Source organism: Bifidobacterium sp. LH_230, assembly GCF_056357555.1.
Genome location: NZ_JBKEWJ010000006.1, coordinates 77,502 through 99,948, shown reverse-complemented (window position 1 = coordinate 99,948; position 22,447 = coordinate 77,502). Strand labels below are relative to the sequence as shown.

Here is a 22,447-nt window from a genome sequence, read left to right as displayed (position 1 = left end):
GCGCCGAATCCCGGGAACCGGCATGATAGCCTTGTAAGTTGCGGCAAGGAAAGCGAGGCTGGGTTCATGGGCGATGTCAGGCGGGAAATGGAACGGCTGCGACCGGTCTATGAGACCGGCGTGCTCCGTCTGCTGCTGCGTAAGAACTCCATGATGTACGTGGCCCTATTACGCGCCGCGTTCAACCCATTGACCGGCGAGCTGCCGCGCGAAATCCTCGAGGAGAGGTTCGCGCAAAGCCTGTCTCATCTCATCGACGCCGGCGAATACGCGCTGGAAGAGGATCAGGATCTCATCGGCGCGGCGCATCAGATCCTCGTCGACCTCACCCGCGAAGGCGACGGCGATTACGCGTGGCTCGCCAACTCGCTCGATATGGCCTCGCACCGGTTCCTTTACCGGCTCACCGCACGCGCCCACCGCGCCATCGAGGCATTAGGCCGACTGCAGGACACCACCAGCTCGCTGTCCGGCGCACAGGCCAACAGCATCATCATGGAGATCGAACACGCGCGCATGCAGCTGACCGCCGACCCCAACGAACGCATCCGCCTGCTCAACGCGGAGATCGCCGCCCGCGAGCGCGAGATCGAACAGATCCAACAAGGACGCCAACGTGACCGGCTCAGCGACGAACAGGTCGAGGACATCATCTCAGTCGTCCACAAGACGCTGCGCGACGTGCCGATCGACCTGCGCGAACTCGTGCTCGCCGAACGCGACAACGGCGACGCGCTGCGCCGGCGCATGCAGGCCGGCGACATGGACGTCAACGACAACCTCACCTCCTACCATGACGCATTCCGCCGCTCGTTCAACGAATCCGACTCCGGCCGCCGGTTCAACGACGCCTTCCAGGTAATCATCACCGACGAAGGCCGCCAGCAGATCGACGACGCCGTCGCGGCCATCGCCAAAACACCGTATCTGGCTGGCGAATCCAGCGTACTGCTCGACCAGATCACCGCCGAACTCGAACGCATCTACGATGGGATCGAAGCGGTCCGCCAGCAGATACGCGTCTCCGACGAGGCGATCAGCCGACTCGTGCGCCAGCAGACCGACACCAGATACCGCACCATGCTTGTCACGCTCAACCGCCTGTACACCACGATCAACGCGGCCGCGAAGGCGCACCCGAACGACGGCCGGCGACCTTACCGCACAGACGTGGGCGACGTCACGTTCACCGGGCTGCCGACTCGACCAGCACGATCCATGTCTCGCGCGACGGTGCCCAGCCTTAGCGAACACGCCGCGCCGACCAGCATTCCTGAGCCGGACATCCGATCCATGATCGTCGGGGGAGGCCCGCGCATGAGACACATGATCCGCCTCATCATGCACGGTCCGGTCACCGTGACCGGACCGGACGGCGACGAACGCGTCGACATCGCCGCCAGCTTCAACCGACTGCCCGCCGACGAACGACGCGAAAGCGAGATCATCGGCTTCCTGTCCGCCCTCGCAACGGTCGGCGGCGAACAGACGGTCTGGCATTGCACATCACTCGACGGCACTCCGCGCGACTGGACGACCGGACGGGTCACCGCCGGCATGGACGAACTCAACGAAACGATCAAGGAAGGATGACATGGACGAGCAAGACACGACCGCCGCACTGTTCGAAGGCGACACCGGCGACATGAGCGCGCCGGCCCGCATGGCCGCCATCGCGCTCAAACGCGACCGGTACATCAGCGGAGCCACCTACGACACCGCAATGGACAACCTCGACCAGGTCATCCGCTCGCTCAACAACGACATGCTCGAACTCGTCGTCAACGAACGCTACCGGATCATGTACGCCACCCCCGTCCCGGACGCCGACCAGAACCCCCGATCGCTCAAAACGCGCGTCAGCCTGCGCCGCGAAGAGGCGGCGCTGCTCGCGTTCCTGCGCATCCGCGTCCTCGAATACGAGAACCTGCATACGCCCGCGGACGAATGGCTCGTCAGCTTCGAAGAAATCCGCGCGGCGCTCGCCACCGGAGCCGGCTATCTGGCCTCGCGCAACGACGAGGAAGGCGTGCTCAAGCTCATCGGCGCGATCGTCTCGTCCATGACCACATACGGGTACCTGGAACGGTCCGCCGACGACGAGACGATGCTGCGCATCACCGAACTCGTGCCCGTCGTATTGGATCGCGACCTTGCACGGACGTGGCTGGACGGCAGGGACGAGATCGACGATGACGCACACGCGGATGATGATTCGGCCGATCCGGTTGACGACGGAACGGACGATGCGATCGGCGAGACCGGCGACATCGAGGAAAGGCAGTGAGATGACGGACACCATGAGCGAATCCACGATGCCGGATGGCGCGCGCGACATCCAGATCGTCCCCGACCGCTGGATGATGGAAAGCCGGCAGCTCGTCAACTGGGGCTCCTACGACGGATACCATGTCTTCCGCCCGTCCACGGATGACAAACTGCCGGTGACGCTGCTCGCCGGCGCCAGCGAATCGGGCAAATCCACGCTGGTCGACGCGCAGATCTCCCTGCTGTACCCGTCCGGCACGCCATTCAACAAGGCGTCGAACTCCGGACGCTCCGAACGCAGCGACTACACGTACCTGCGCGGCATGATCGGCGTGGGCGACACCGACGACGCGCCGATGTACCTGCGCGGCACCGACGCGGACGGCATGCCGCAGAGCGTGTGGGGCGCGATCGTGGACACGTACCGCAACGCCACCACCGGGCAGACCCTGTCATGCGGCAAGTTCCTCTACCTGATGCCGGGCGAAGGACGCGGCGACGTACGCCGCCAATATGTCACCTGGAACCGCGTCATCGACCCGCGTCTCATGGACCAGTTCCGAGACGGCCCGTTCACGCCGACCCAGCTCAAGACGACCTATGAGGGCTGTTCGATCTTCTCGAACGCGAATGCGTTCCACGCCCGCATCTGGGGCGTCATGGGCCTGACCGAGGAGGCATGCCGGCTGCTGCACAAGATCCAGTCCGCCGACGCGCCGTCCCGGCTGGACGACATCTTCAAACAGGGCGTGCTCGGCGTGCCCGCGGCGATCGGCAAGGCCGAGGACCTTGCCGGCGATTACGAGCGGTATGCGGCCAACTTCGACAGCATGGAGGAGAAGGCCCGGCGCATGGAGATGCTGCAAGGCATCCGTCAATCCTACGGGCAATACGACAAGGCGCAGGCGAACGTGCGCGCGTTCGATGCCGTCGACCCGAACGGCGAGGCCGGACGCGCCGCCATCCGCCGGTGGGCGCTGGCGCACATGGCCGAGGAAGTGAACGCCCAACTGCCGCACGACGAGCGCGAACGCGACCGGCACCTGCAGGACGCCGCCGCCGAACGCGCGCACGGCGAGGAGATCACCGCGCGCATCGACGCGGTCAAGGCGCAGATCCAGGGCGTCGACGGAGGCAGCCTCGCCCGGCTCGAACTCGACCTGACCCAAGCCAAGCAGACCCTGAACGCCGTGACCGACAACCACGACAGGGTCGCCCGCCAGTTCGCCGCCATCGGCGAGCACATCCCCGACACCCGCGACGCATGGCAGACACGGCGGGATCAGGCCGCACGATTCGTCACGGACTACGAGCGTCGACGCAAGCAACTCGACCGAGACCAGTACGAGGCCGCGGCCGCGCGCTCGCAGGCCAACGACGAACTGGACCGTCTCACCCGCGACTATGAACGTCAGCGCACCCAGCGCACGCGCATCTCCCAGCAGATGGACGAGGAGCGCGCCATGCTCTGCCGTGCCACCGGCCTGAATGCCGAAGAACTGCCTTATGTCGCCGAACTCATGGACGTGCGCGAGGACGAGGAGGCATGGCGCACCGCGATGAACGTCGCCTACGGTCCGATCGCCCGCACGATCCTCGTCGACCAACGGCACGAACAGGGTTTCGCCGCACGCGTGAGCGCCATCGACCCGCACCTTATGTCACGGCGCACCTGGCGGTTCGTGGACACGGGCCGCGACCGCGGGGATGCAGACGCCGTAGCGAATCACGCAGACGACGAACCTTGGCTGTCCGGCAAACTGCGCTACCGGGAGGACTCCCCGTTCGCCGGCTGGCTGCGCGCACAGACCTCCAATGAACGATACGACGCATTGTGCGTCGACTCCATCGACGACACGGACGAACAGACTCGCCAGGTTCAACGCGACGGCCAGATCAAATCCGGGCGCCACGGCCAGCACGGCATCAAGGACATCCGCCAGGTCATCGGATTCGTCAACCAGGCCTATCTCGACGAACTGCTTCAACAGGCGCAGGAAGCCAAAGCCGCGTTCGCCGAAGCCGATCAGGCATACGAGGCGATCCGGCAACAGGCCGAACGATTGCGCCGCGAACTCGCGCTCGCCGAAACCCTGAACGACACGGACTGGAGCAGCGTCGCGGTACAGGACGTCGAACAGCGCATCGCACGCATCGAACAGGACATCGACACGATCCGCCGAGATCCTAAACTCGCCGAACTTACCGCCACGCGGGAACGACTGGAACAGGAACTCGAACGCAGCAACAGCCGCCGGTTCAAGGCGCAGAACGCCGCGGACTCGTGCGCGCAGGCAGCGGACGCGGCCCGCGCATGGCTGAGCCGCAACGGGATCGGCGACGGCATCAAGGCTGGCGATGCGGACGGCGGGGAGAGGAACATCACGTTCGGCGACGAGGTCGCGGAACGTCTGGGCGCCGCCTACGAGCGCCAGTTCGCCGGCCAGACCGACCCGACCGCGCGCGCGCATCTGATCATCGGAGCCGGACGTACGGCCGTGGCCGACGACATGCGGTTCGAGAACACGATGGCCGATCAGATCGGCAAGGAGATCGACGCCCGTCGCACGATGCTCGCCGAGCAGGCCGACGCGGCCCGCAGGACGCTCGAATCGCAGATGCAGGCGTACCGTGACGTATACGCGAAGGACGACGACGCGTTGACCGCCACCGTCGCCGACTACCGGTACTACGAGCAGGAACTGGACAGTCTGTCGCACTTGGCCGCCAATGATGCGACCGAAGCCGAATACGCCAATTGCCTACACAAACTGTATTGGGACGCCCTCACCCTGCAGCGCACGCTCAAATCCGACGAGGCCACCATCAAGGAACAGCTGTCGCGCATCAACTCGATGCTCAAAGGCCAACAGTTCGGCCCCAAGCATGGCCGCCTGTCGTTGAACGTCACCGTACGGCCGCCCGAACGCGCGTTCGGCATGGCCCTGCGCCGCATGAGCGAAACGCTCACCGCATGGGAGCAGCAGCCCGACGCCGATGCAATCGCCCTGCGCAAGACGTTCCGCTCCTGCCGTCCGTTCGTCGACATGCTGCACGACCAGCTCGCGCAGGTCAAGGACGCCGGCGGCATCAAACAGTACGGCGCGCACGATCTCGACCCGCGCGGCCGATCCTCGTTCTACGCGACCGTGCATCACGAGGACGGGCCGGACGAACGCATCACCTCGACCGGCGGACGTTCCGGCGGCGCATTGCAGGAGCTCACCTCATTCGTCTATGGCGCGGCGCTCATCTACCTGCTCGGCGAGGGCAGCGTGACCGGCGAACCCTCCTACACGACGCTGTTCCTCGACGAGGCGCTCATCAAGGCCGACGGACGGTACACCAAGCGCGCACTCATGGTGTTGCCGCGGCTCGGCTTCCAGGTGATCGTCTCCGCGCCGGAAAGCAAGACCGGCGAGATCCTCGAAGTGTCCACCAAGGCGTACGTCACCTACAAGGACCCCGACACCGGACACACCACGCTGCGTGAGGCCAGCCTCGACACTGATCCCAACAACGCTGGGAGTGACGGATGCGCACGGTCAGGGACATCGCGGCAATGATCGGACGACGGCTGGCGGCCAGCAGATACACGGACGACAACCCGTGACCGTACACGGTGTCCGTGCAACTGCCGGCACGGCAGGACGATCTCGAGGATGCGGCGCTCGCCGTGCATGCCAACAACAAGGAGATCCGGGATTGGGCAGAGAAGACCGGCTGCGAGACGACCGTGCAGCGTCGGCTCATCGGCAACGTGACGGTCGAACTGGTCTTGAATGTCACCGTCGGATCTGAGTCCGTTGCGTTGCGGGCTTCGGACCGTGCAACCGCGGCTGATTATCGTCGTGCAAGACGGCGACTCGAACAGGTTCATGAGCGGTTTGGCCATATTCCGACGGCGGACGCGTTGACCGTCGCAAGGATGACGGATGCGGAGAACGACGTCGATTTCGCGCTGCTGCTGCACGTCGCCGAATACTGCGCCTCGCACGACGTGGCCGGTCTGCGCCCGCGCGCGGTACCGCTCGCCGGGTTCAGCGCGAAATGGCTGGACCGCAAGGCCGCGAAGCGACGCAAGGCGGTGGAACTGCTGTGCGGCAAACCGTCGCTGGCATTGGACGAGCGCCCGCGCGAACTGCGATTCCGACATCTCGACCCGGCGAGCGTTTTGCTGCCGGACGCCGTGATCGTCCGTGCGTGGGAAGACGGTGCCGGGCTGGGCATCCGGTATGTGGTGATCGTGGAGAACAAGGACACGTACCAGCTGATGCCGCCGATCAGGGACGGACTGTGCGTGTTCGGTTCGGGCAGGGCCGCGGTGGACGGATTGACGTTGCTGCCGTGGCTGTTCGACGAGCGATCCGCAAACATTCGCATAGTGTACTGGGGCGATATGGATACGGCCGGATTCGAGATACTGTCAGCCGTCCGGCAGCTGGGCATCGACTGCGACTCGCTGTTCATGGATCGTGCGGCGTATGACCGGTATGGCATGTTCGGCACGAACCGCGACCAGGACGACAAGCCGCTCAAGCGCCAGCAGCCGAAACCGTTGCCCGGACTGCACGAAGGCGAGCGGGAACTGTACGAAGCGCTGTGCATGGGGGATGAGGTCCCCTATCTGCGGCTCGAGCAGGAACGCATCCCGATCTCCGATGCGACGGAAGCGTTGCGCGGCATGGGAATTCCCGTAGTGACGGATTGAGAACGCTTTCCCGCCGGTATGCGACGAGCCACGGCACCGGCTCGATTCCGGAAGCATGGTTGATATTTGGAGGATCGGGGATTAGCTATTCGCCGATGACGTCGCCGACGAGTCCGGAGACGATCGCCATGATGATTGAGCCGAGCACCGACCACCAGAAGCCGTGGATGACCACGCCCACGTCGAACAGGGTCAGCGCCAGCCATGAGGCGAGTTCCATGAACAGCCAGTTCAAAATCAGCGCGAACAGGCCGAAGCTCAGGATCGAGATCGGCAGGGCGAGCAGGTGCACGACCGGTTTGATCGACGCGTTGATGAGCGCGAGAAACAGCGAAAACGCGGCGATGCCGAGGATCGGCGGTTCGCCGACCGCCTCCATGCCGGGCAGCAGGGCGACCATGACGCCGGCCGCGATCGTCAGTACCAGCCAACGGGAAACAAAATGACTCATACCATTCGATTATTCCAGCCGAAATGTCACCGGAGTGTGGAGAAGCGGATGCCGGTCTCGCCGCGAATCGCCCAAAATGTAGGACGAAGAACACGATCGTCGGGCGAGGTGTCATACAGTGACGCATGATCGACCACGAACAAAGGGAGGATCATGTCGGTATTGGACGAATTGGTGGCGGGCGCGCTGGAGGACCAGCAGACCCGCGAGCGCACCGTGTCGCTTGATGATGTGAGGAAGGCCGCGCTGGCGGCCCCGGCCCCGATCGACGCGAAGCGATGGCTTAAGCGTACCGACGGCATTCCCGTGATCGCCGAGATCAAGCGCGCCTCCCCGTCCAAGGGCCATCTGAGCGATATTGCGGACCCGGCCGCGCTGGCCCGCGAATACGAGGCTGGCGGCGCGAGCGCGATCTCCGTGCTCACCGAAGGCCGCCGGTTCCTCGGCTCGCTCGACGATCTCGACAAGGTGCGCGCCGCGGTGCATATCCCGGTGTTGCGCAAGGATTTCATCGTCACCGACTACCAGATCTTCGAGGCGCGTGCCCACGGCGCCGATCTCGTGCTGCTCATCGTCGCCGCGTTGGACGACGCGACGCTCAGGCATCTGCTGGATCTTGCGCATGAGCTGAACATGACCGTGCTCGTCGAGACGCACACCCGCGAGGAGATCGAGCGCGCGATCGCGGCCGGCGCGAAGGTGATCGGCATCAACGCGCGCAACCTCAAGGATCTCAAGGTCGACGTGAACAAATACAACGAGCTGGCGGCGAACCTGCCGGACGACGTGATCCGGGTCGCCGAATCCGGCGTGTTCGGTGCGGTGGAGGTTGAGGACTACGGCCGGGCCGGCGCGGACGCCGTGCTGGTGGGTGAGGGCGTGGCCACGGCCGCCGATCATGAACTTGCAGTGGAACGACTAGTAAAGGCAGGAGCAAGAGTGAAAGCATCCGAAACCACTCCGTTAAGCGAGCATCAGGGACCGTACTGGGGCCAGTTCGGCGGCCGATACGTGCCCGAGGCGCTCATCACCGCGCTGGACGAGCTCGAACGCGTCTACGATGAGGCCACGGCCGACCCCGAATTCCATAAGGAGTTCATGACGCTGCAGCAGCGCTACGTCGGCCGCCCCAGCCCGCTTACGGAGGCGCCGCGCTTCGCCGAATTGGTCAAGGCCAAGACCGGACTCGACGCGCGCATCTTTTTGAAGCGCGAGGACCTCAACCACACCGGCGCGCACAAGATCAACAACGCGCTCGGCCAGGCGCTGCTCGTCAAGCGCATGGGCAAGACGCGCGTGATCGCCGAGACCGGAGCCGGCCAGCACGGCGTGGCCACCGCGACCGTATGCGCGATGCTCGGCCTCAAGTGCCGCATCTACATGGGTCAGATCGACGCGCGCCGTCAGGCGCTCAACGTCGCCCGCATGCGCATGCTCGGCGCCGAGGTCGTGGAGGTCACGCTCGGCGACCGCATTTTGAAGGACGCGATCAACGAGGCGCTGCGCGACTGGGTCACCAACGTCAAGGACACGCACTACCTGCTCGGCACGGTCGCCGGCCCGCACCCGTTCCCGGCTATGGTGCGCGACTTCCAGAAGATCATCGGCGAGGAGGCCAAGGAGCAGCTCAAGGACTGGTACGGCATCGACCATCCGGACGCGATCTGCGCGTGCGTCGGCGGCGGCTCGAACGCCATCGGCATCATGAACGCGTTCCTCGACGACGACCGCGTCAACCTCTACGGCTACGAGGCGGGCGGCAACGGCCCCGAATCCGGCAAGCACGCGATCCGCTTCGCTCCCGGCACCGGCCAGCTCGGCATGTTCCAGGGCGCCAAGAGCTACCTGCTGGAAACCGACGAGGGCCAGACGCTCGACACGTATTCGATCTCGGCCGGCCTCGACTACGCGTCCGTCGGCCCGGAGCACGCATGGCTCAAGGACATCGGCCGCGTAAACTACAGCTGGGCGACCGACGACGAGGCGATGAACGCGTTCCGCGACCTGAGCCAAACCGAAGGCATCATTCCCGCCATCGAAAGCTCGCATGCGGTCGCCGGCGCGTACAAGGCCGCCGCCGACCTCAAGGCGAAGGGGTACGACAAAGCCGTGATGATCATCAACATCTCCGGCCGAGGAGACAAGGACATGGCCACCGCCGGCAAGTGGTTCGGCTATCTGACCGACGAACAGGCGGCCGCGCTCGACGTGACCGGCGCGCACGGCGACACCGTGGCCTGAGGAACGAGGGGAGAATCGATTATGACGAACACAGCAACCACGCCGTCGGGCCAGCCCCTTGGCATCAGCCACAAGCCCAGCCGCACCGAGGCGATGTTCGACGCGTTCAAGGCGGAGAACAAGCCCGCGTTCATCGGCTACCTGCCGTACGGCTTCCCGAACCCGGACGTCTCGCTCGACGCGCTGCGCACGATGGTCGAGCACGGCGTCGACGCGGTCGAGATCGGTCTGCCGTACTCCGACCCGGTGATGGACGGCCCGGTCATCCAGGCCGCCAGCCAGATCGCCCTGAACAACGGCGAAAGCATTAACGGCGTGTTCAAGGCCGTCGAGACCGTGGCCAACGCGGGCGGCGTGCCGCTCATCATGAGCTACTGGAACCTTATCTACCATTACGGCGTCGAACGCTTCGCCCGTGATTTCGAGAACGCGGGCGGCGCGGGACTCATCACCCCCGATCTGATCCCGGACGAGGCGGGGGAGTGGATCGAGGCGTCCGACCGCCACGGCCTCGACCGCATCTTCCTCGTGTCGCCCGATTCGGCCGACGAGCGTCTGGCCGTCGTGGCGAGGAACGCGCGCGGTTTCGTGTACGCGGCGGCCCGCATGGGCGTGACGGGCGAACGCGCCTCCATCGACGCGTCCCCGGAAACGCTGGTCGAGCGCACCCGCAAGGCCGGTGCGAAGAACGTGTGCGTCGGCATCGGCGTATCCACGCCGGAACAGGGCGCGAAGGTCGGCGCGTACGCCGACGGCGTGATCGTCGGCTCCGCGCTCGTGCACACGCTGCTGAACGCCGACGACCGGACCGCGAAGGACCCGGCTGAAGGCCTCAAGGATCTTGCCGCCAAGGCCGAATCGCTCGCCGACGGCATCCACAACGCCCGCTAGACTCCGACGAATCGCCGCAAGTTCGGCCGGGATCGGTTGCATAAAACCACCGATCCCGGCCGAACTGCGGTAGGCTGGCAGAGGCAATCCAAGAGTAGAGAGGCGAGCATCACACGATGAACTTGGCATATATCCCGTCACCGACGTTCTCATACTTCCAGATCGGACCGGTCACCATCCGCATGTACGCGATCTGCATCCTGATCGGCATCTGCGCGGCCGTCGCGATCCTGACGAAACGTTGGAAACACGTCGGCGGCACCTTCGATCAGGTGCTCGACACCACGCTGGTCGCCGTACCGAGCGGACTCGTCGGCGCGCGTCTCTACCACTGCATCACCACGCCCGACCAGTACTTCCCGCCCACCGGCAGCCTCGTCAACATCCTCAAGGTGTGGGAGGGCGGCATGGCGATCTTCGGCGGCATCTCCGTCGGCGCGCTGGCCGCGTTCCTGTGGTGCCGCCACAAGCGCTACCCGTTCGCGCTGCTCGCCGACTCCCTTGCCCCGGGACTCATGGTCGCACAGGCCATCGGGCGTCTCGGCAACTGGTTCAACCAGGAGCTGTACGGCAAGCCGACGACCCTGCCGTGGGGCCTGAAGCTCAACGACGCCGACGCGATCGGCAAGACCGAGATCTGCTACAACGGCCAGGCATGCCCGACCGGCACGCTGTTCCATCCGACGTTCCTGTACGAGATGATCTGGAACCTCATCGGCGCGGCCATCATCGTATGGCTCGGCCACAAGCTGTGGGGCGTGCTCAAGGCGGGCCAGCAGTTCGCCATGTACCTCATGTGGTACGGTCTCGGCCGCACCTGGATCGAGATGATCCGCATCAACTACTCGACGATCATCCTCGGCCTGCGCATCAACGTGTGGACCGCGATCCTGTGTTTCATCCTCGGATGCGTCCTGTTCGTCCTGCTCTGGCGGTTTGGCGGCGACAGCGAGATCCTGTCCCGCAGGCTGTCCGCGGTCACGGCTGACGAACTCGAACGCCAGTCGATCGCCGACGGCAAGGCCAAGACGAACAATCAATGAACAACCACGACGGCACGGCACTGCAAGGGGCCGTTCGTCGCTCAGACTCCATAGAATAGGCAACCATGACTACGATTCAAATCGCCCCCAGCATCCTGTCCGCTGATTTCTGCAACCTCGAGCGCGATCTCAAGGCCATCTCCAACGCCGATCTCGTTCACGTCGATGTGATGGATCACCACTTCGTGCCGAACCTGACCCTCGGCGAGCCGATCGTCGGCCGCATCTGCCAGGTCACCGACCTGCCGGTCGACGTGCACCTCATGATCGAGGACCCGGACCGTTGGGCCCCCGAATACGCCAAGCTCGGCGCCGCCTCCGTCTCCTTCCACATGGGCGCCACCCATGCGCCGGTGCGTCTGGCACGCCAGCTGCGCGACATGGGCTGCAAGGCGTGCTTCGCCGTGCGCCCGGCCGAACCGGTCGAACCGATCTTCGACATCCTCGACGAGTTCGACATGATCCTCGTCATGACCGTCGAGCCCGGCTTCGGCGGCCAGAAGTTCCTCGACAACCAGATGGCCAAGGTGCGTCGCCTGCGCGACGAGATCACCCGCCGGGGCCTGGACACCAAGATCCAGGTCGACGGCGGCGTCAGCCCCAAGACCGCGCACATCGTGGCCGAGGCCGGCGCCGACGTGCTCGTGGCCGGTTCCGCCGTGTACGGCGCCGAGAACCCGGCCCAGGCCATCGACGACATCCGTGCCAAGGCCCAGGCCGCGTTTCGCGCCTGACCGCCGCACGCAAGCACACCAACCTTGGGGTCGTGCGCGATGCGACCGTCTCGGTCATCGTGCACGACCCGTCATGCGACCGCATGCAACCCACGTAAGGATCCCATCATGAAGACTTTCGAATCCCTGTTCGCCGAGCTGAGCGAAAAGGCCGCCACCAAGCAGGCCGGCTCCCTGACCGTGGACGAACTGGCCAAGGGCACCCACTTCATCGGCAAGAAGATCGTCGAAGAGGCCGGAGAAACCTGGATCGCCGCCGAATACGAGGGCGCCGAGCGCACCGCCGAGGAGATGAGCCAGCTCATCTACCACCTGCAGGTCATGATGATCGACCGCGGCATCACGCTCGAAGACATCTACAAGAACCTGTGAACCACACATCCGGCCGGTGACGCGCCATGCCGTTGCGGCATGCCCGTGCGATGCCGGCCACAAGGGGAGGAAAACCAAATGTTGCGAATCGCCGTGCCGAACAAGGGCATGCTGTCCGAACCCGCATGGAACATGCTGTCCGAAGCCGGCTACCAGCTGCGCTCCAATCCGCGCCAGCTCGTCGTCCAGGACCCCGACAACGGCATCGAGCTGTTCTATCTGCGTCCGCTCGACATCGCGGTCTACGTCGGCCGAGGCACCATCGACGTCGGCATCACCGGCCACGACCTGCTGCTCAACTCCGGCACCGAGGCCAAGGAGCACATGGAGCTCGGCTTCGGCGCGTCCACGTTCCGGTTCGCGGCACCCAACGATTCGCCGATCTGCAAGCTTGAGGACATCCAAGGCAAGCGCGTCGCCACCTCCTTCGACAAGCTCGTCCACGACTATCTCGTCGAACACGGCATCGAGGCGGAGACCATCCACCTGGACGGCGCCGTCGAATCGTCCGTGCAGCTGGGCGTCGCCGACCTGATCGCCGACGTCGTGTCCACCGGCACCACGCTGCGCAACGCGGGCCTGCGCATCTTCGCCGACCCGATCGTGCACTCCCAGGCCGTGCTTATCCGTTCCCCGCGCCTTGACGAGCACGACGAACGCCTCATCAAGTTCTCCCGCCGTCTGCAGGGCGTGCTCACCGCACAGCGCTACGTGCTCATGGACTACGACATTCCGGTGTCCAAGGTCGCGGCGGCCGTGGACGTCACCCCGGGCTTCGAAAGCCCGACGATCTCCCCGCTGCACGACAAGCAGTGGAACGCGGTGCGCGTCATGGTCCCCAAGGCCAAGGTCAACCAGCTGATGGACCAGCTGTACGAAGTCGGCGCGCGCGGCATCATCGTCACGGCGCTGCAGGCCTCGAGAATGTAACCGCCTGAACGCATGATCGATTTCAAACGGAAGTTCAGCAAAAAATACAGTCCGGAGCCGCGCGACATCTATCTGACGGTGCCGAACATGATCAGCCTGCTGCGGATCATCTCCATCCCGGTCATCGCGGCGCTCGTGTCGCACCATCACATGATCGAGGCGCTGGCGGTGCTCGCCCTGTCGGCGGTATCCGACGGCGTCGACGGCATCCTCGCCCGTCTGCTCAACCAGGTCAGCAAGGTCGGCCAGATCCTCGACCCGATCGCCGACCGGCTGCTGATCCTGTGCAGCGTGCTGGCCTTGGGCATCGCCGGAATCATACCGTGGTGGATGATCATCATCGTCGGGCTGCGCGACCTGCTCATGGGCATCGAGGTGCTGTGGCTCGCCCAGCACGACTATGGCCCGTTGCCGGTGAACTTCGTCGGCAAGGCCGGCACCGCCATGCTCATGATCTCGATCACCGCGCTGATCTTCTGCGACATCTGGGTCAACCCGATGGTCGACCTGCTGCATCTGGCCGCATTGGCGGCCGGCATCTGGGGCGTCGGACTGTACTGGCTCGCCGGATACATCTACCTGCGGCAGGGGATCGCGTTGATCCGCGACGACTGGCATGACGCCGCCGCACGAGCCGGCGAACACGACACGGAGCCGAACAGCCGATGAGCGACCAGATGCCATCCGATTCCCCCGAATCGTTTCCCGTACCGGACGAAACCGCGTCGATGCGGCGCCGGGCGGTGTTCTCATCGTCGATTTCGGGCATCGAATCGCATCACGCATCGCTGTCGTCCAACGCCGGCCAGGCGTCGCGGCGGCACCGTCGCAAGGCGCACGACAGCTCGCTGCAACTGCTGGACGATCTGACGAACCGTCCGATGGACCCGCTGTTCTCCGATTCCCGTCTCACCACGCAGCGCAAGGTTCCGGCCTGGGAGATGTGGCTGACCCGCGTGATCGTGTTCGTCATCTGCATCGCGGTCGGATTCTTCACCTGCCTGTTCGTCCAGCAGTTGCACACCGACCCCCGCAAGGCGGTCCGTCAGAATTGGGCCAGCGAACTGGAAGGCCTCAACACGCAGGTCGACAAGCTCAACAACGAGGTCGCCGACCTGCAAAGCCAAGTCGCCAAGCAGTCCAGGCAACTCGGCGACACGACGCAGTCCGGCGCGCTCACCCAGGACGAGATGGTCAACGGACTGTCGAAGGTGAAGGGGGAGGGCGTCACCCTGACCATCGCCAACCCGATCGCGGCGGACAATGCCGCGACGGACGGCACGTACCATCGCGACAATTCGTCGTCGCAGATCCGGCTCGTCTCCGATTCCGACCTGCAACTGTTCGTCTCCCTGCTGTGGCAGTCCGGAGCGGAGGCGATATCCGTCAACGGGTTCCGTATCGGCGTGCAGACTTCCATCCGAACCGCCGGACAGACGATCATGGTCGGCGTCAACCCGGTGCAAAGCCCATACGTCATCGAGGCGATCGGCGACCGCGACGGCCTGTCCGCGGCGGTGAGCTCCAAACAACAGCCGAAACTCTACGCCTCGCTGGCAAACGCCGGCATTTACCCGCAGGTCTCGAAATCAAGATCGCTTACACTGGAAGCAGCGTCTTTGGGCAACCTCTCCTACATGAGAAAGGACGAATAACGATGGCAGCGGTACTGGGTCTCATCATCGGCATGGTTGTCGGATTATTCGTCAAGCCCGCCATCCCCGTCGTCCTGCAGCCGTATCTGCCGATCATGGTCGTGGCCGCACTCGACGCGCTGCTCGGCGCCGCCCGGGCCTACTTCGAACGCAGCTTCTCCGACAAGGTCTTCGTGATCTCGTTCATCTCGAACGTCGTTACCGCGACGCTGCTCGTGTTCCTCGGCAACCAGCTCGGCGTCGGCTCCCAGCTGCAGACCGCGGTCATCGTCGTGCTCGGCATCCGCATCTTCTCGAACGTGTCGGCCATCCGCCGCTTCATCTTCAAGGGCTGATGCAGCATGGCACGACGCAAACGGCAGCCGCAGGACATCCTCACCAAACTGCACGTCCAGCATGCGCAGGACAAGGTCAACGACCATACGGAAACCGGTTCGTTTCCGGTCGTACGCAAACGACGCGCCGGCAAACGTTCGCTGAACGCGAACGCGACGCGCATGCGGCTGGTCACCAGCATCCTGATCGCCGTCATGTGCGCGTTGCTGTCGTTCGCCTACATGATCCAGATCAACAATACGAAATCCACGTACGAGACGATGAGCGAGGACGAGCTGGTTCGTCTGATCAACGAGACCAGCAACCAGGTGCAAAGCCTCGAACAGCGCAAAAGCGAGCTGACCAGCCAGCTCAACTCGCTCAAGGCCACGGCCGACAAACAGGCGGCGGCGCAGAAGATCGCCAAGCAGAACGAGGAGACGAACGGCATCCTCTCCGGCCGTCTGCCGGCCAAGGGGCAGGGCGTGACCATCCGCATCAGCGAGGGCACCAAGGCCGACGTCGACGCGTCCACGATGTTCACGCTGCTTGAGGAGCTGCGCAACGCGGGCGCCGAGGTGATCGCCATCAACACCGTGCGCGTGGTCACCTCCACGTACATCAGCGAATCGGTCGACGGCAAGCTGATCTGCGACGGCACGACATTGGACACGCCGTACATCGTCAAGGCCATCGGCGACCCGCAGGCGCTGACGAACGCGGTCAACATCGCCGGCGGCGTAGGCTCGCGGCTCAAGGTGAAATACGGCGCGGATGTGACCGTCACCACGCAGGACGAGGTGAAAATCGACGAAATCCGCGAGGCACAGCAGTATAAGTACGCAACGCCGGTTGATGAGTAGGTAGAATAGCAGCATGACTAATCCGATTCCGACCGCAGGAGAGACGACCATCATCGGTCTTCCTGCCATTACCATTCCGATCACGACCACCGGCGACCGTCCGCTGACCCAGGAGGATCTTGACACCATCGCGCGCCTGTCCGAAGGCACGGCGCTGCTCGTGTCCACTCGCGGCGCGGTGTCCGGCTCGCGGTACCTGCTCGACGAGGACGAGATCACGGTCGGCCGCGACCCGCGTGCCGACATCCTGCTGGACGATTCGACCGTGTCTCGCTCCCACGCGGTGTTCCGCCGCACCGGCACGACGTTCGAAGTGGTCGACGCCGGCAGCCTGAACGGAACGTATGTGAACCGGCAGCGTGTCGACCATGCCACGCTGCGCAACGGCGACGAGATCATGATCGGCAAGTTCCGTCTCGTGTTCTTCACCAAGTCCGCCGTGATCGCCTGACCGGCCGAACCGTGCACGACGCGGTCGAGAGTCGAAACCAAGGAACGATGCGATGAGCGTGCCGCAGCCCGTGCAAGGCGAACTATTCGCCACAGAGGAAAGCCGAACCCTGAAGCGGGGTTATCGTGGCACGGTCGCGTCCAAAGTCGCCGGCATCACCTACCGGCAACTGGACTACTGGGCGCGCAAGCAGATCGTCGAGCCTTCGATCACGCCCTCGCACGGTTCCGGTTCGCGCCGGCTGTACTCCTTCAAGGACGTGGTGATTCTCGCCGTGTCCAAGCGACTGCTGGACGCCGGCGTGAACCTGCAGAACGTGACCGCGGCGATCGGTTTTCTGTCGCAGCGTACCACGGCGCAGCTGGAGCATGTCACCATCATGTGCGACGGCCAGCAGGTGCACGAATGCACGACCAGCGAGCAGATGCTCGACCTGCTGCAAAGCGGCAAGGCCGTGTTCGCCGTGTCCGTCAGTTCGCTGTGGCATCAGATCCAGCAGGCTCTGGAGGACGAGGATTACGTCGATCTGACCGTGGTGCCGATGTCGATCAGCGCCCGCCGTCCGATCGACGAGCTGACGGCGATGCGCATGCGCAAGAAAATCGCCCTGAACAAGGCCCGGCGGGCGAGACAGGAGACGGCATGATCGACCTGATACCGATGGCGCTGTGGGTGTTCTCGCTGGTCTGGTCGCTTGCCGTATGCGTGATCTGTCTGATTCGGGGCCGCTTCCTCTCCGCCGACAAACATCCGCAGGTCGAGCCGGTACGCTGGAACGTGATCTATGCGCAGGTGTGTTCCGTGGTGCTGTGCGCCGTGCCGTTCCTGGCGCTGATCCTGCTGCAGCATGACATCGGTGCCGGCATGCTGGACTGGTATGACCGATGGCAGATCGCCGGCGCGGCGATCGCGGTCGTTCCGGTCGCTGTCGAATGGGTGCTGATGTTCCTGCAATCCAAACGTGCCGAACGCACCCAGATCGATCGTGTATTGAGCCGCAAACGCTGAGAGGCCGGCATTGGACGTCCGGCATTGCGGTTGCCGTATGCCGGTCTTGCGTGTCTTGTGTGTCTTGCGCGGTGGCATGCCGCACCATGATGGTCTAAGATGTCGGCTATGGGTAACAGGACGGTGATTCGGGTCGTTTTCGACGATGACATCGAGGCGGCGAAGTTTCTTCAGGCGTGTTACCGCAAGGGATTGGATGCATCCCGCGAGGACCCTCGCCCTATGGGCGTGGTCAAGCGCAACGGCCCCGAACTGGCGGCATGGTTGCAGGCGCATGCGGGGTGGCATGTGATATTGGAGTCGGCCAACAGACGTGCGGCGTGGTCTGCCGCGTGGAAGATCAAGCACGGCGAACGGCGCGGATTCGAAAGCCTCATGTATGATGCGCGCACGCTGAGCCGTAACGGCAAATGGCTGGTCGAGGCGAAATACAAGGGGAGGCCGGATGCGGGGCAAGGCAAGGACGCCGGAATGGACCCGCTGTTCTAGCTCGATTCGTTTTCCGGCCGATTATGATGCCGGGACGATGGTCGTCGCTGTGCAGAGTGCCCTGTCACGGGGCGCTCTGGCATGAAATCATCGAGAACGGTGCATCATGAGGAATCGTTTGACGGACGCCTCTGCGGCCGCGTAGTCGATGGCGTCCTCGTAATGCGTCTTCGCCCAAGTGTGCAATGCGAAGATGGGGTTGAGCGCGCTGACGCCGATCCGGGTCAGGGTGTATCGCGTCTCGTTCAACGAACGGTCGTTGGTGAGATCCGATACCAGGCCGGCCTGCTGCAACTGGTACAGCGTGGACATCAGAGTGGATTCCGACAGATTATGCAAACGTTGTCTTAATTCGTCAAAAAGAAGTTCCTTGCCGTGAAGCATCTCAATGACCTGAATGGAATTGCGATTTAACATAATGTCAATCAAATCAAAGCAAGGATGGTCTTTCCCGGGCTTGCTGCTGGTCGTGGACATACGTTGTCTCCTTGCCGATACCTTTATGACAATGTTGTCATAACGTGAGAGCATACCGGGTATTCTCTACAAAGCGCAAGAGTTTGTCATACTCCTGCGTGTTGCATGCGTCGCAGACTCTCGAGATGCAGCTCCCACGGACTCGACGGTTATGGCCGTACGCGCGGCATCCGAATGAAGGAGGGAACCCGCCGATGCCTCCGTGCGGTGTAGGAAATCAATCGGAGGTCGTCTGCCGTGCATCGCCCTTATTCGATGCGCGCAGTTCCGGCAGCATCACGACGAACAGGACGACCGCCAGCGCCGCGGTCAGCAGATCGGCGAGCGCCTGTGCGGCGATCACACCGGAGTAGCCGGCGATACGCGAGCCGACGAACAGCGTGGCGGCCAGGATCACGCCCTGCCGGCTGATCGACAGCACGAACGCGCCGAACGCCTTGCCAGCCGACTGGAACGTGCAGGTCGTAACCATCACCACGGTCACGAACACGAGGCTGAGCAACTGGACGCGCAGCATGCCCGCGCCGAGCGCGACGATCGTCTCGTCGGCGATGAAGAACCGCATGAACATACGGTCCGCGAGGCTGAGCAGAACGGTCATGGCAAGCGCGAACAGGCACAGGAACACGTAGGAGAACCGTATGATCGCGCGCAGCCGCGGCATGTTGCGCGCCCCGTAATTGTATCCGATGAGCGGCTGCGCGCCGAACGCGAATCCGGCGAAGATCAGCACGGCGATCATGATGATCTTCAGAGCGATGCCCATCGCGGCGACCGCATCCGTGCCATAGGGCAGCAGGAACAGGTTGATCATGACGATGCCGATGCTTTGCGTGAGATTCGTGATGGCCGCGGGGATGCCTATGGCGAAGATGTCGCGTACTTCGTTCGCGGCGATGCGCAGCCTGTGCGCGACATGGTCGATGATGAGCCGCGGGTCGATCGACAGGTTCGGGCTGCGACGCAGCAGGAACCAGACGAAATACAGGTCGGTGCAGATGTTCGCGATCACGGTCGCGCCGGCCGATCCCGCCGCACCCCAGCCGAACACGTGGATGAACAGCGGATTGAGCACGATATTGACTGCGGTGCCGGCCATCGATCCGATCATGGATTGCACCGCGTGGCCTTCGGTGCGCAGCAGGTTGACCGGCGTCATGGACACGATGATGAACGGCGAGCCGACGATGATGAGCGTATAGAAGTCGGATGCGTGCCGCCACGTGTCGGCTGTCGCGCCGAGCAGAGTGAGCATGGGATCGCGAAAGACGAGACCGAGCATGAGAATGATGATGCCGGTGGCGATGGCGGCATAGAAGCAGAACACGCTCAGCCGTTTGCCGTCCGCATACCGGCGCTGGCCGAACAGGCGGGAGATGACCGAACTGCCGCCGAGACCGAAGATGTCGCCGAGCGCGATCATCACCGTGAACACGGGCGCGGTCAGGGATACGCCGGCGACCATGCTCGTGTCTCCGGTATGCGCGATGAAATACGTATCGATGAGGTTGTACACGAGCGTGACCAGCATGCCGAGCACCACCGGCATCGCCAACGAAAAATACGCCTTCGGCACCGGGGCCTTCTCGAACAGTTCGCCATCCATGCGTATCGTCGTCCTTCCTTCGCTCGTGCGCCCGCCGGCTATTGCGGCGCGATGTCACGGGCATCATAGCCGCCACAGTGCGGACAAACGACACGCCGGAACACTTGAGGAAGCGACGTAGGGGCGATCGGCGGTAAGGTCGACGATAGCCGATGCCCGACGGCAAGGAGACTTGCATATGAACGACAAGTACGAACGGATCACACGTTTCGCGGCCGAACATGCGGATCGCGCGCGGATCATCGAACATGGGACGGCGATCGTGGATCTTGCATCGGCGGCGACCGTGTTCGACGTGAACCGTGCGGCGGCGACGTACGTCGTGGAGGCGAAGGAGGGCGTGTTCGCGGTAGCCGCACTGGCATCCGGTCATCTTCGCTGGCGTGCGCTCGGTCGCGCGCTGGGATTGCGGCAACTGCACCTTGCATCGCCCGATCTGGTGAAGGAACGCACCGGCTACGGTGTCGGCACGGTCGGACCGCTGTTCCTCGGCATTCCCATGTACATGGACCGCCGGCTGCTCGCGCACGACATGGTCTACTGCGGCACCGAGGACGCACATCACACGCTCGCCATCGATCCGCGGCTCATCGCCGAACACAACGACATCGCCAGCTGGTTCGACGGCGGCGGATTCGCACAACAGTCATAGGCCGCTGAACGGCCTCCGATACTCCGGTCTGCTGGCTCAAATCAGCACGCCGTCGCAGTGATCGATCTCATGCTGGATGATCTGCGCGGTGAATCCCTCGAACGTGGCGGTGACCTCGCGGAACCGGCGCGTGCAATACGTGACGGAGATCCGCTTGTACCGGACGGTCGGACGCATGCCGCTCAGCGACAGGCATCCTTCCTCGGTCTCGTATTCGCCGGAGCGCTCGACGATGCGCGGATTGAACATGGTCATGTTCCGCCCGGTCGCCTCGTCCGCGAACACGATGATCCGCTTGGACACGCCTATCATGTTCGCAGCCATGCCAACGCACGAATCGGCATGCGCGACCAACGTGTCCGCCAAGTCGACCGCCACACTCAGATCGGCTTCGTCCGCCGGTTCGGACGGCCGGCTCAGGAATCGTTCGTCGGTCATGATCGGCTGCTGCATGGTCGTTCCTTTCCGCTGATGCGACGCGTTGTCTGTAAGCTGCATGGTACCAGCCATCATTACCCGACTATCCGAGGCGGCTCCCATGAACGACGAAACCATCACCTTGCGCGCGCTGAGACGCGACGACTACCCCGTCATCGTCGACATGCTGCACCGCATGTGGTATGACAATCCCGGCATGAGTCCGTCATGCGCCCGCCGCCTCGCCATGATCGACCTGCACCACAGTCTGGATTGTTCGGATGACGCCGTCGTCGCGCAACGCAACGGCACGGTGGCCGGCATCATCACGACGCGTATCGACAAACGCAAGAATCCATCCGGAACCGGCCAACAATACATGCCACGCACAGCGGGCGATGCGGACGAGTCGCGTTCGCAAGCGCCACGTCACGTGCATCGGTCACGATGGCATCGTCTGCGCGTCATCGGTTCGGCGATGCCGTTGCTGCTGTCCGTTGAAGGACGACGCGGATTGCATGAGATGCTGTCGCTGTCTCGCATTGACGCGCGACTGATGCGCGGGTTGCGCTCGCGGTTCGACGCGGAGGTGACGCTGCTGCTGGTCGATGATGCCGCACGCGGGCACGGTGTGGGCCGCGTATTGTTCGATCATACGATGAGCCGGTTCCGGGATGCCGGCGTAGACCGGTACTTCCTGTTTACCGATACGAGTTGCAACATCGGCTTCTACGAGCATCAGGGTCTGGCTCGGTTGCGTGAACGGCAGACGGCCCTGCGCAGCGGAGCTACGGAAACGTTCTACCTCTACGAAGGCCGGTCGTAGACTTTAATATTCCCCGACCGGCTTCGAATGATACAGACGGCTACTGC

24 protein-coding genes are annotated in these 22,447 nt (G+C 63.8%); 20 read left to right on the top strand and 4 right to left on the bottom strand.

Annotated features, from left to right (window positions below):
- Positions 1–66: 66 nt before the first annotated feature.
- From AC1A0G_RS04350 to AC1A0G_RS04335, 4 genes are all read left to right on the top strand, one after another.
- Positions 67–1,593: a DUF3375 domain-containing protein gene (locus AC1A0G_RS04350; protein ID WP_476527832.1), complete on the top strand. Its 1,527-nt coding sequence runs from the start codon at positions 67–69 to the stop codon at positions 1,591–1,593.
- Position 1,594: 1 nt separating this feature from the next.
- A complete protein-coding gene (locus AC1A0G_RS04345) occupies positions 1,595–2,287 on the top strand; it encodes a DUF4194 domain-containing protein (protein WP_476527831.1) in 693 nt (230 codons plus the stop codon).
- Position 2,288: 1 nt separating this feature from the next.
- Positions 2,289–5,834: an ATP-binding protein gene (locus AC1A0G_RS04340; protein WP_476527829.1), complete on the top strand. Its 3,546-nt coding sequence runs from the start codon at positions 2,289–2,291 to the stop codon at positions 5,832–5,834.
- Positions 5,835–5,896: 62 nt separating this feature from the next.
- Entirely contained in the window at positions 5,897–6,979 is a 1,083-nt protein-coding gene (locus tag AC1A0G_RS04335; RefSeq protein WP_476527828.1) for a Wadjet anti-phage system protein JetD domain-containing protein, read from the top strand.
- An 85-nt stretch (positions 6,980–7,064) separates the two neighbouring features.
- On the opposite strand, the gene AC1A0G_RS04330 is transcribed toward AC1A0G_RS04335, so the two are convergent.
- Positions 7,065–7,430: a phage holin family protein gene (locus tag AC1A0G_RS04330; RefSeq protein WP_476527826.1), complete on the bottom strand. Its 366-nt coding sequence runs from the start codon at positions 7,428–7,430 to the stop codon at positions 7,065–7,067.
- A 153-nt stretch (positions 7,431–7,583) separates the two neighbouring features.
- On the opposite strand from AC1A0G_RS04330, the gene AC1A0G_RS04325 reads away from it, so the two are divergent.
- The 14 genes from AC1A0G_RS04325 (at position 7,584) to AC1A0G_RS04260 (ending at position 18,422) form a co-directional block, all read left to right on the top strand.
- Complete coding sequence (locus AC1A0G_RS04325; protein ID WP_476527823.1) at positions 7,584–9,671, top strand: bifunctional indole-3-glycerol phosphate synthase/tryptophan synthase subunit beta; 2,088 nt, start codon at positions 7,584–7,586, stop codon at positions 9,669–9,671.
- Positions 9,672–9,692: 21 nt separating this feature from the next.
- Positions 9,693–10,562, top strand: coding sequence for a tryptophan synthase subunit alpha (gene trpA / locus AC1A0G_RS04320; RefSeq protein ID WP_476527821.1), 870 nt, complete (start codon positions 9,693–9,695; stop codon positions 10,560–10,562).
- A 116-nt stretch (positions 10,563–10,678) separates the two neighbouring features.
- Positions 10,679–11,605: a prolipoprotein diacylglyceryl transferase gene (lgt, locus tag AC1A0G_RS04315; RefSeq protein ID WP_476527819.1), complete on the top strand. Its 927-nt coding sequence runs from the start codon at positions 10,679–10,681 to the stop codon at positions 11,603–11,605.
- A gap of 65 nt (positions 11,606–11,670) precedes the next feature.
- Positions 11,671–12,339 (top strand): ribulose-phosphate 3-epimerase, encoded by a 669-nt coding sequence (gene rpe, locus AC1A0G_RS04310; protein ID WP_476527817.1) that lies wholly within the window; start codon positions 11,671–11,673, stop codon positions 12,337–12,339.
- Positions 12,340–12,447: 108 nt separating this feature from the next.
- Complete coding sequence (locus AC1A0G_RS04305; protein ID WP_094729938.1) at positions 12,448–12,711, top strand: phosphoribosyl-ATP diphosphatase; 264 nt, start codon at positions 12,448–12,450, stop codon at positions 12,709–12,711.
- A gap of 78 nt (positions 12,712–12,789) precedes the next feature.
- On the top strand, positions 12,790–13,641 hold the full coding sequence (gene hisG, locus AC1A0G_RS04300) for an ATP phosphoribosyltransferase (RefSeq protein ID WP_476527816.1): 852 nt from the start codon (positions 12,790–12,792) through the stop codon (positions 13,639–13,641).
- Between the two features lie 12 nt (positions 13,642–13,653).
- Positions 13,654–14,310, top strand: a complete 657-nt coding sequence (locus tag AC1A0G_RS04295; protein WP_476527814.1) for a CDP-alcohol phosphatidyltransferase family protein — start codon at positions 13,654–13,656, stop codon at positions 14,308–14,310.
- A complete protein-coding gene (locus tag AC1A0G_RS04290) occupies positions 14,307–15,296 on the top strand; it encodes a DUF881 domain-containing protein (protein ID WP_476527812.1) in 990 nt (329 codons plus the stop codon). The genes AC1A0G_RS04295 and AC1A0G_RS04290 overlap by 4 nt, the downstream gene beginning before the upstream one ends.
- 2 nt (positions 15,297–15,298) lie before the next feature.
- Positions 15,299–15,631, top strand: coding sequence for a small basic family protein (locus AC1A0G_RS04285; RefSeq protein ID WP_476527811.1), 333 nt, complete (start codon positions 15,299–15,301; stop codon positions 15,629–15,631).
- 6 nt (positions 15,632–15,637) lie between these two features.
- A complete protein-coding gene (locus AC1A0G_RS04280) occupies positions 15,638–16,474 on the top strand; it encodes a DUF881 domain-containing protein (RefSeq protein WP_476527810.1) in 837 nt (278 codons plus the stop codon).
- A 13-nt stretch (positions 16,475–16,487) separates the two neighbouring features.
- Entirely contained in the window at positions 16,488–16,925 is a 438-nt protein-coding gene (locus tag AC1A0G_RS04275; RefSeq protein WP_476527808.1) for an FHA domain-containing protein, read from the top strand.
- Positions 16,926–16,977: 52 nt separating this feature from the next.
- On the top strand, positions 16,978–17,571 hold the full coding sequence (locus AC1A0G_RS04270; protein ID WP_476527807.1) for a MerR family transcriptional regulator: 594 nt from the start codon (positions 16,978–16,980) through the stop codon (positions 17,569–17,571).
- Positions 17,568–17,933: a C4-dicarboxylate ABC transporter gene (locus tag AC1A0G_RS04265; protein WP_476527805.1), complete on the top strand. Its 366-nt coding sequence runs from the start codon at positions 17,568–17,570 to the stop codon at positions 17,931–17,933. The genes AC1A0G_RS04270 and AC1A0G_RS04265 overlap by 4 nt, the downstream gene beginning before the upstream one ends.
- Before the next feature lie 108 nt (positions 17,934–18,041).
- Positions 18,042–18,422, top strand: coding sequence for a hypothetical protein (locus AC1A0G_RS04260; RefSeq protein ID WP_476527804.1), 381 nt, complete (start codon positions 18,042–18,044; stop codon positions 18,420–18,422).
- 87 nt (positions 18,423–18,509) lie between these two features.
- Here the strand turns inward: AC1A0G_RS04260 and AC1A0G_RS04255 are convergent, their stop codons facing one another.
- Positions 18,510–18,899: a winged helix-turn-helix transcriptional regulator gene (locus AC1A0G_RS04255; RefSeq protein WP_476527803.1), complete on the bottom strand. Its 390-nt coding sequence runs from the start codon at positions 18,897–18,899 to the stop codon at positions 18,510–18,512.
- 217 nt (positions 18,900–19,116) lie between these two features.
- Entirely contained in the window at positions 19,117–20,505 is a 1,389-nt protein-coding gene (locus AC1A0G_RS04250) for an MATE family efflux transporter (RefSeq protein WP_476527801.1), read from the bottom strand.
- A gap of 178 nt (positions 20,506–20,683) precedes the next feature.
- On the opposite strand from AC1A0G_RS04250, the gene AC1A0G_RS04245 reads away from it, so the two are divergent.
- Positions 20,684–21,157 carry an aminoacyl-tRNA deacylase gene (locus AC1A0G_RS04245; protein ID WP_476527799.1) on the top strand — a complete coding sequence of 158 codons (474 nt, stop codon included), beginning with the start codon at positions 20,684–20,686 and terminating at the stop codon, positions 21,155–21,157.
- A gap of 36 nt (positions 21,158–21,193) precedes the next feature.
- Here AC1A0G_RS04245 and AC1A0G_RS04240 read toward each other — a convergent pair whose 3' ends face one another.
- The gene (locus AC1A0G_RS04240; protein WP_476527797.1) at positions 21,194–21,610 is read right to left on the bottom strand and encodes a peptide deformylase; all 417 of its coding nucleotides are present in this window, start codon (positions 21,608–21,610) and stop codon (positions 21,194–21,196) included.
- Positions 21,611–21,695: 85 nt separating this feature from the next.
- Between AC1A0G_RS04240 and AC1A0G_RS04235 the strand changes: the two genes are divergently transcribed.
- Positions 21,696–22,400, top strand: coding sequence for a GNAT family N-acetyltransferase (locus AC1A0G_RS04235; RefSeq protein ID WP_476527794.1), 705 nt, complete (start codon positions 21,696–21,698; stop codon positions 22,398–22,400).
- The last annotated feature ends 47 nt before the right edge of the window (positions 22,401–22,447 follow it).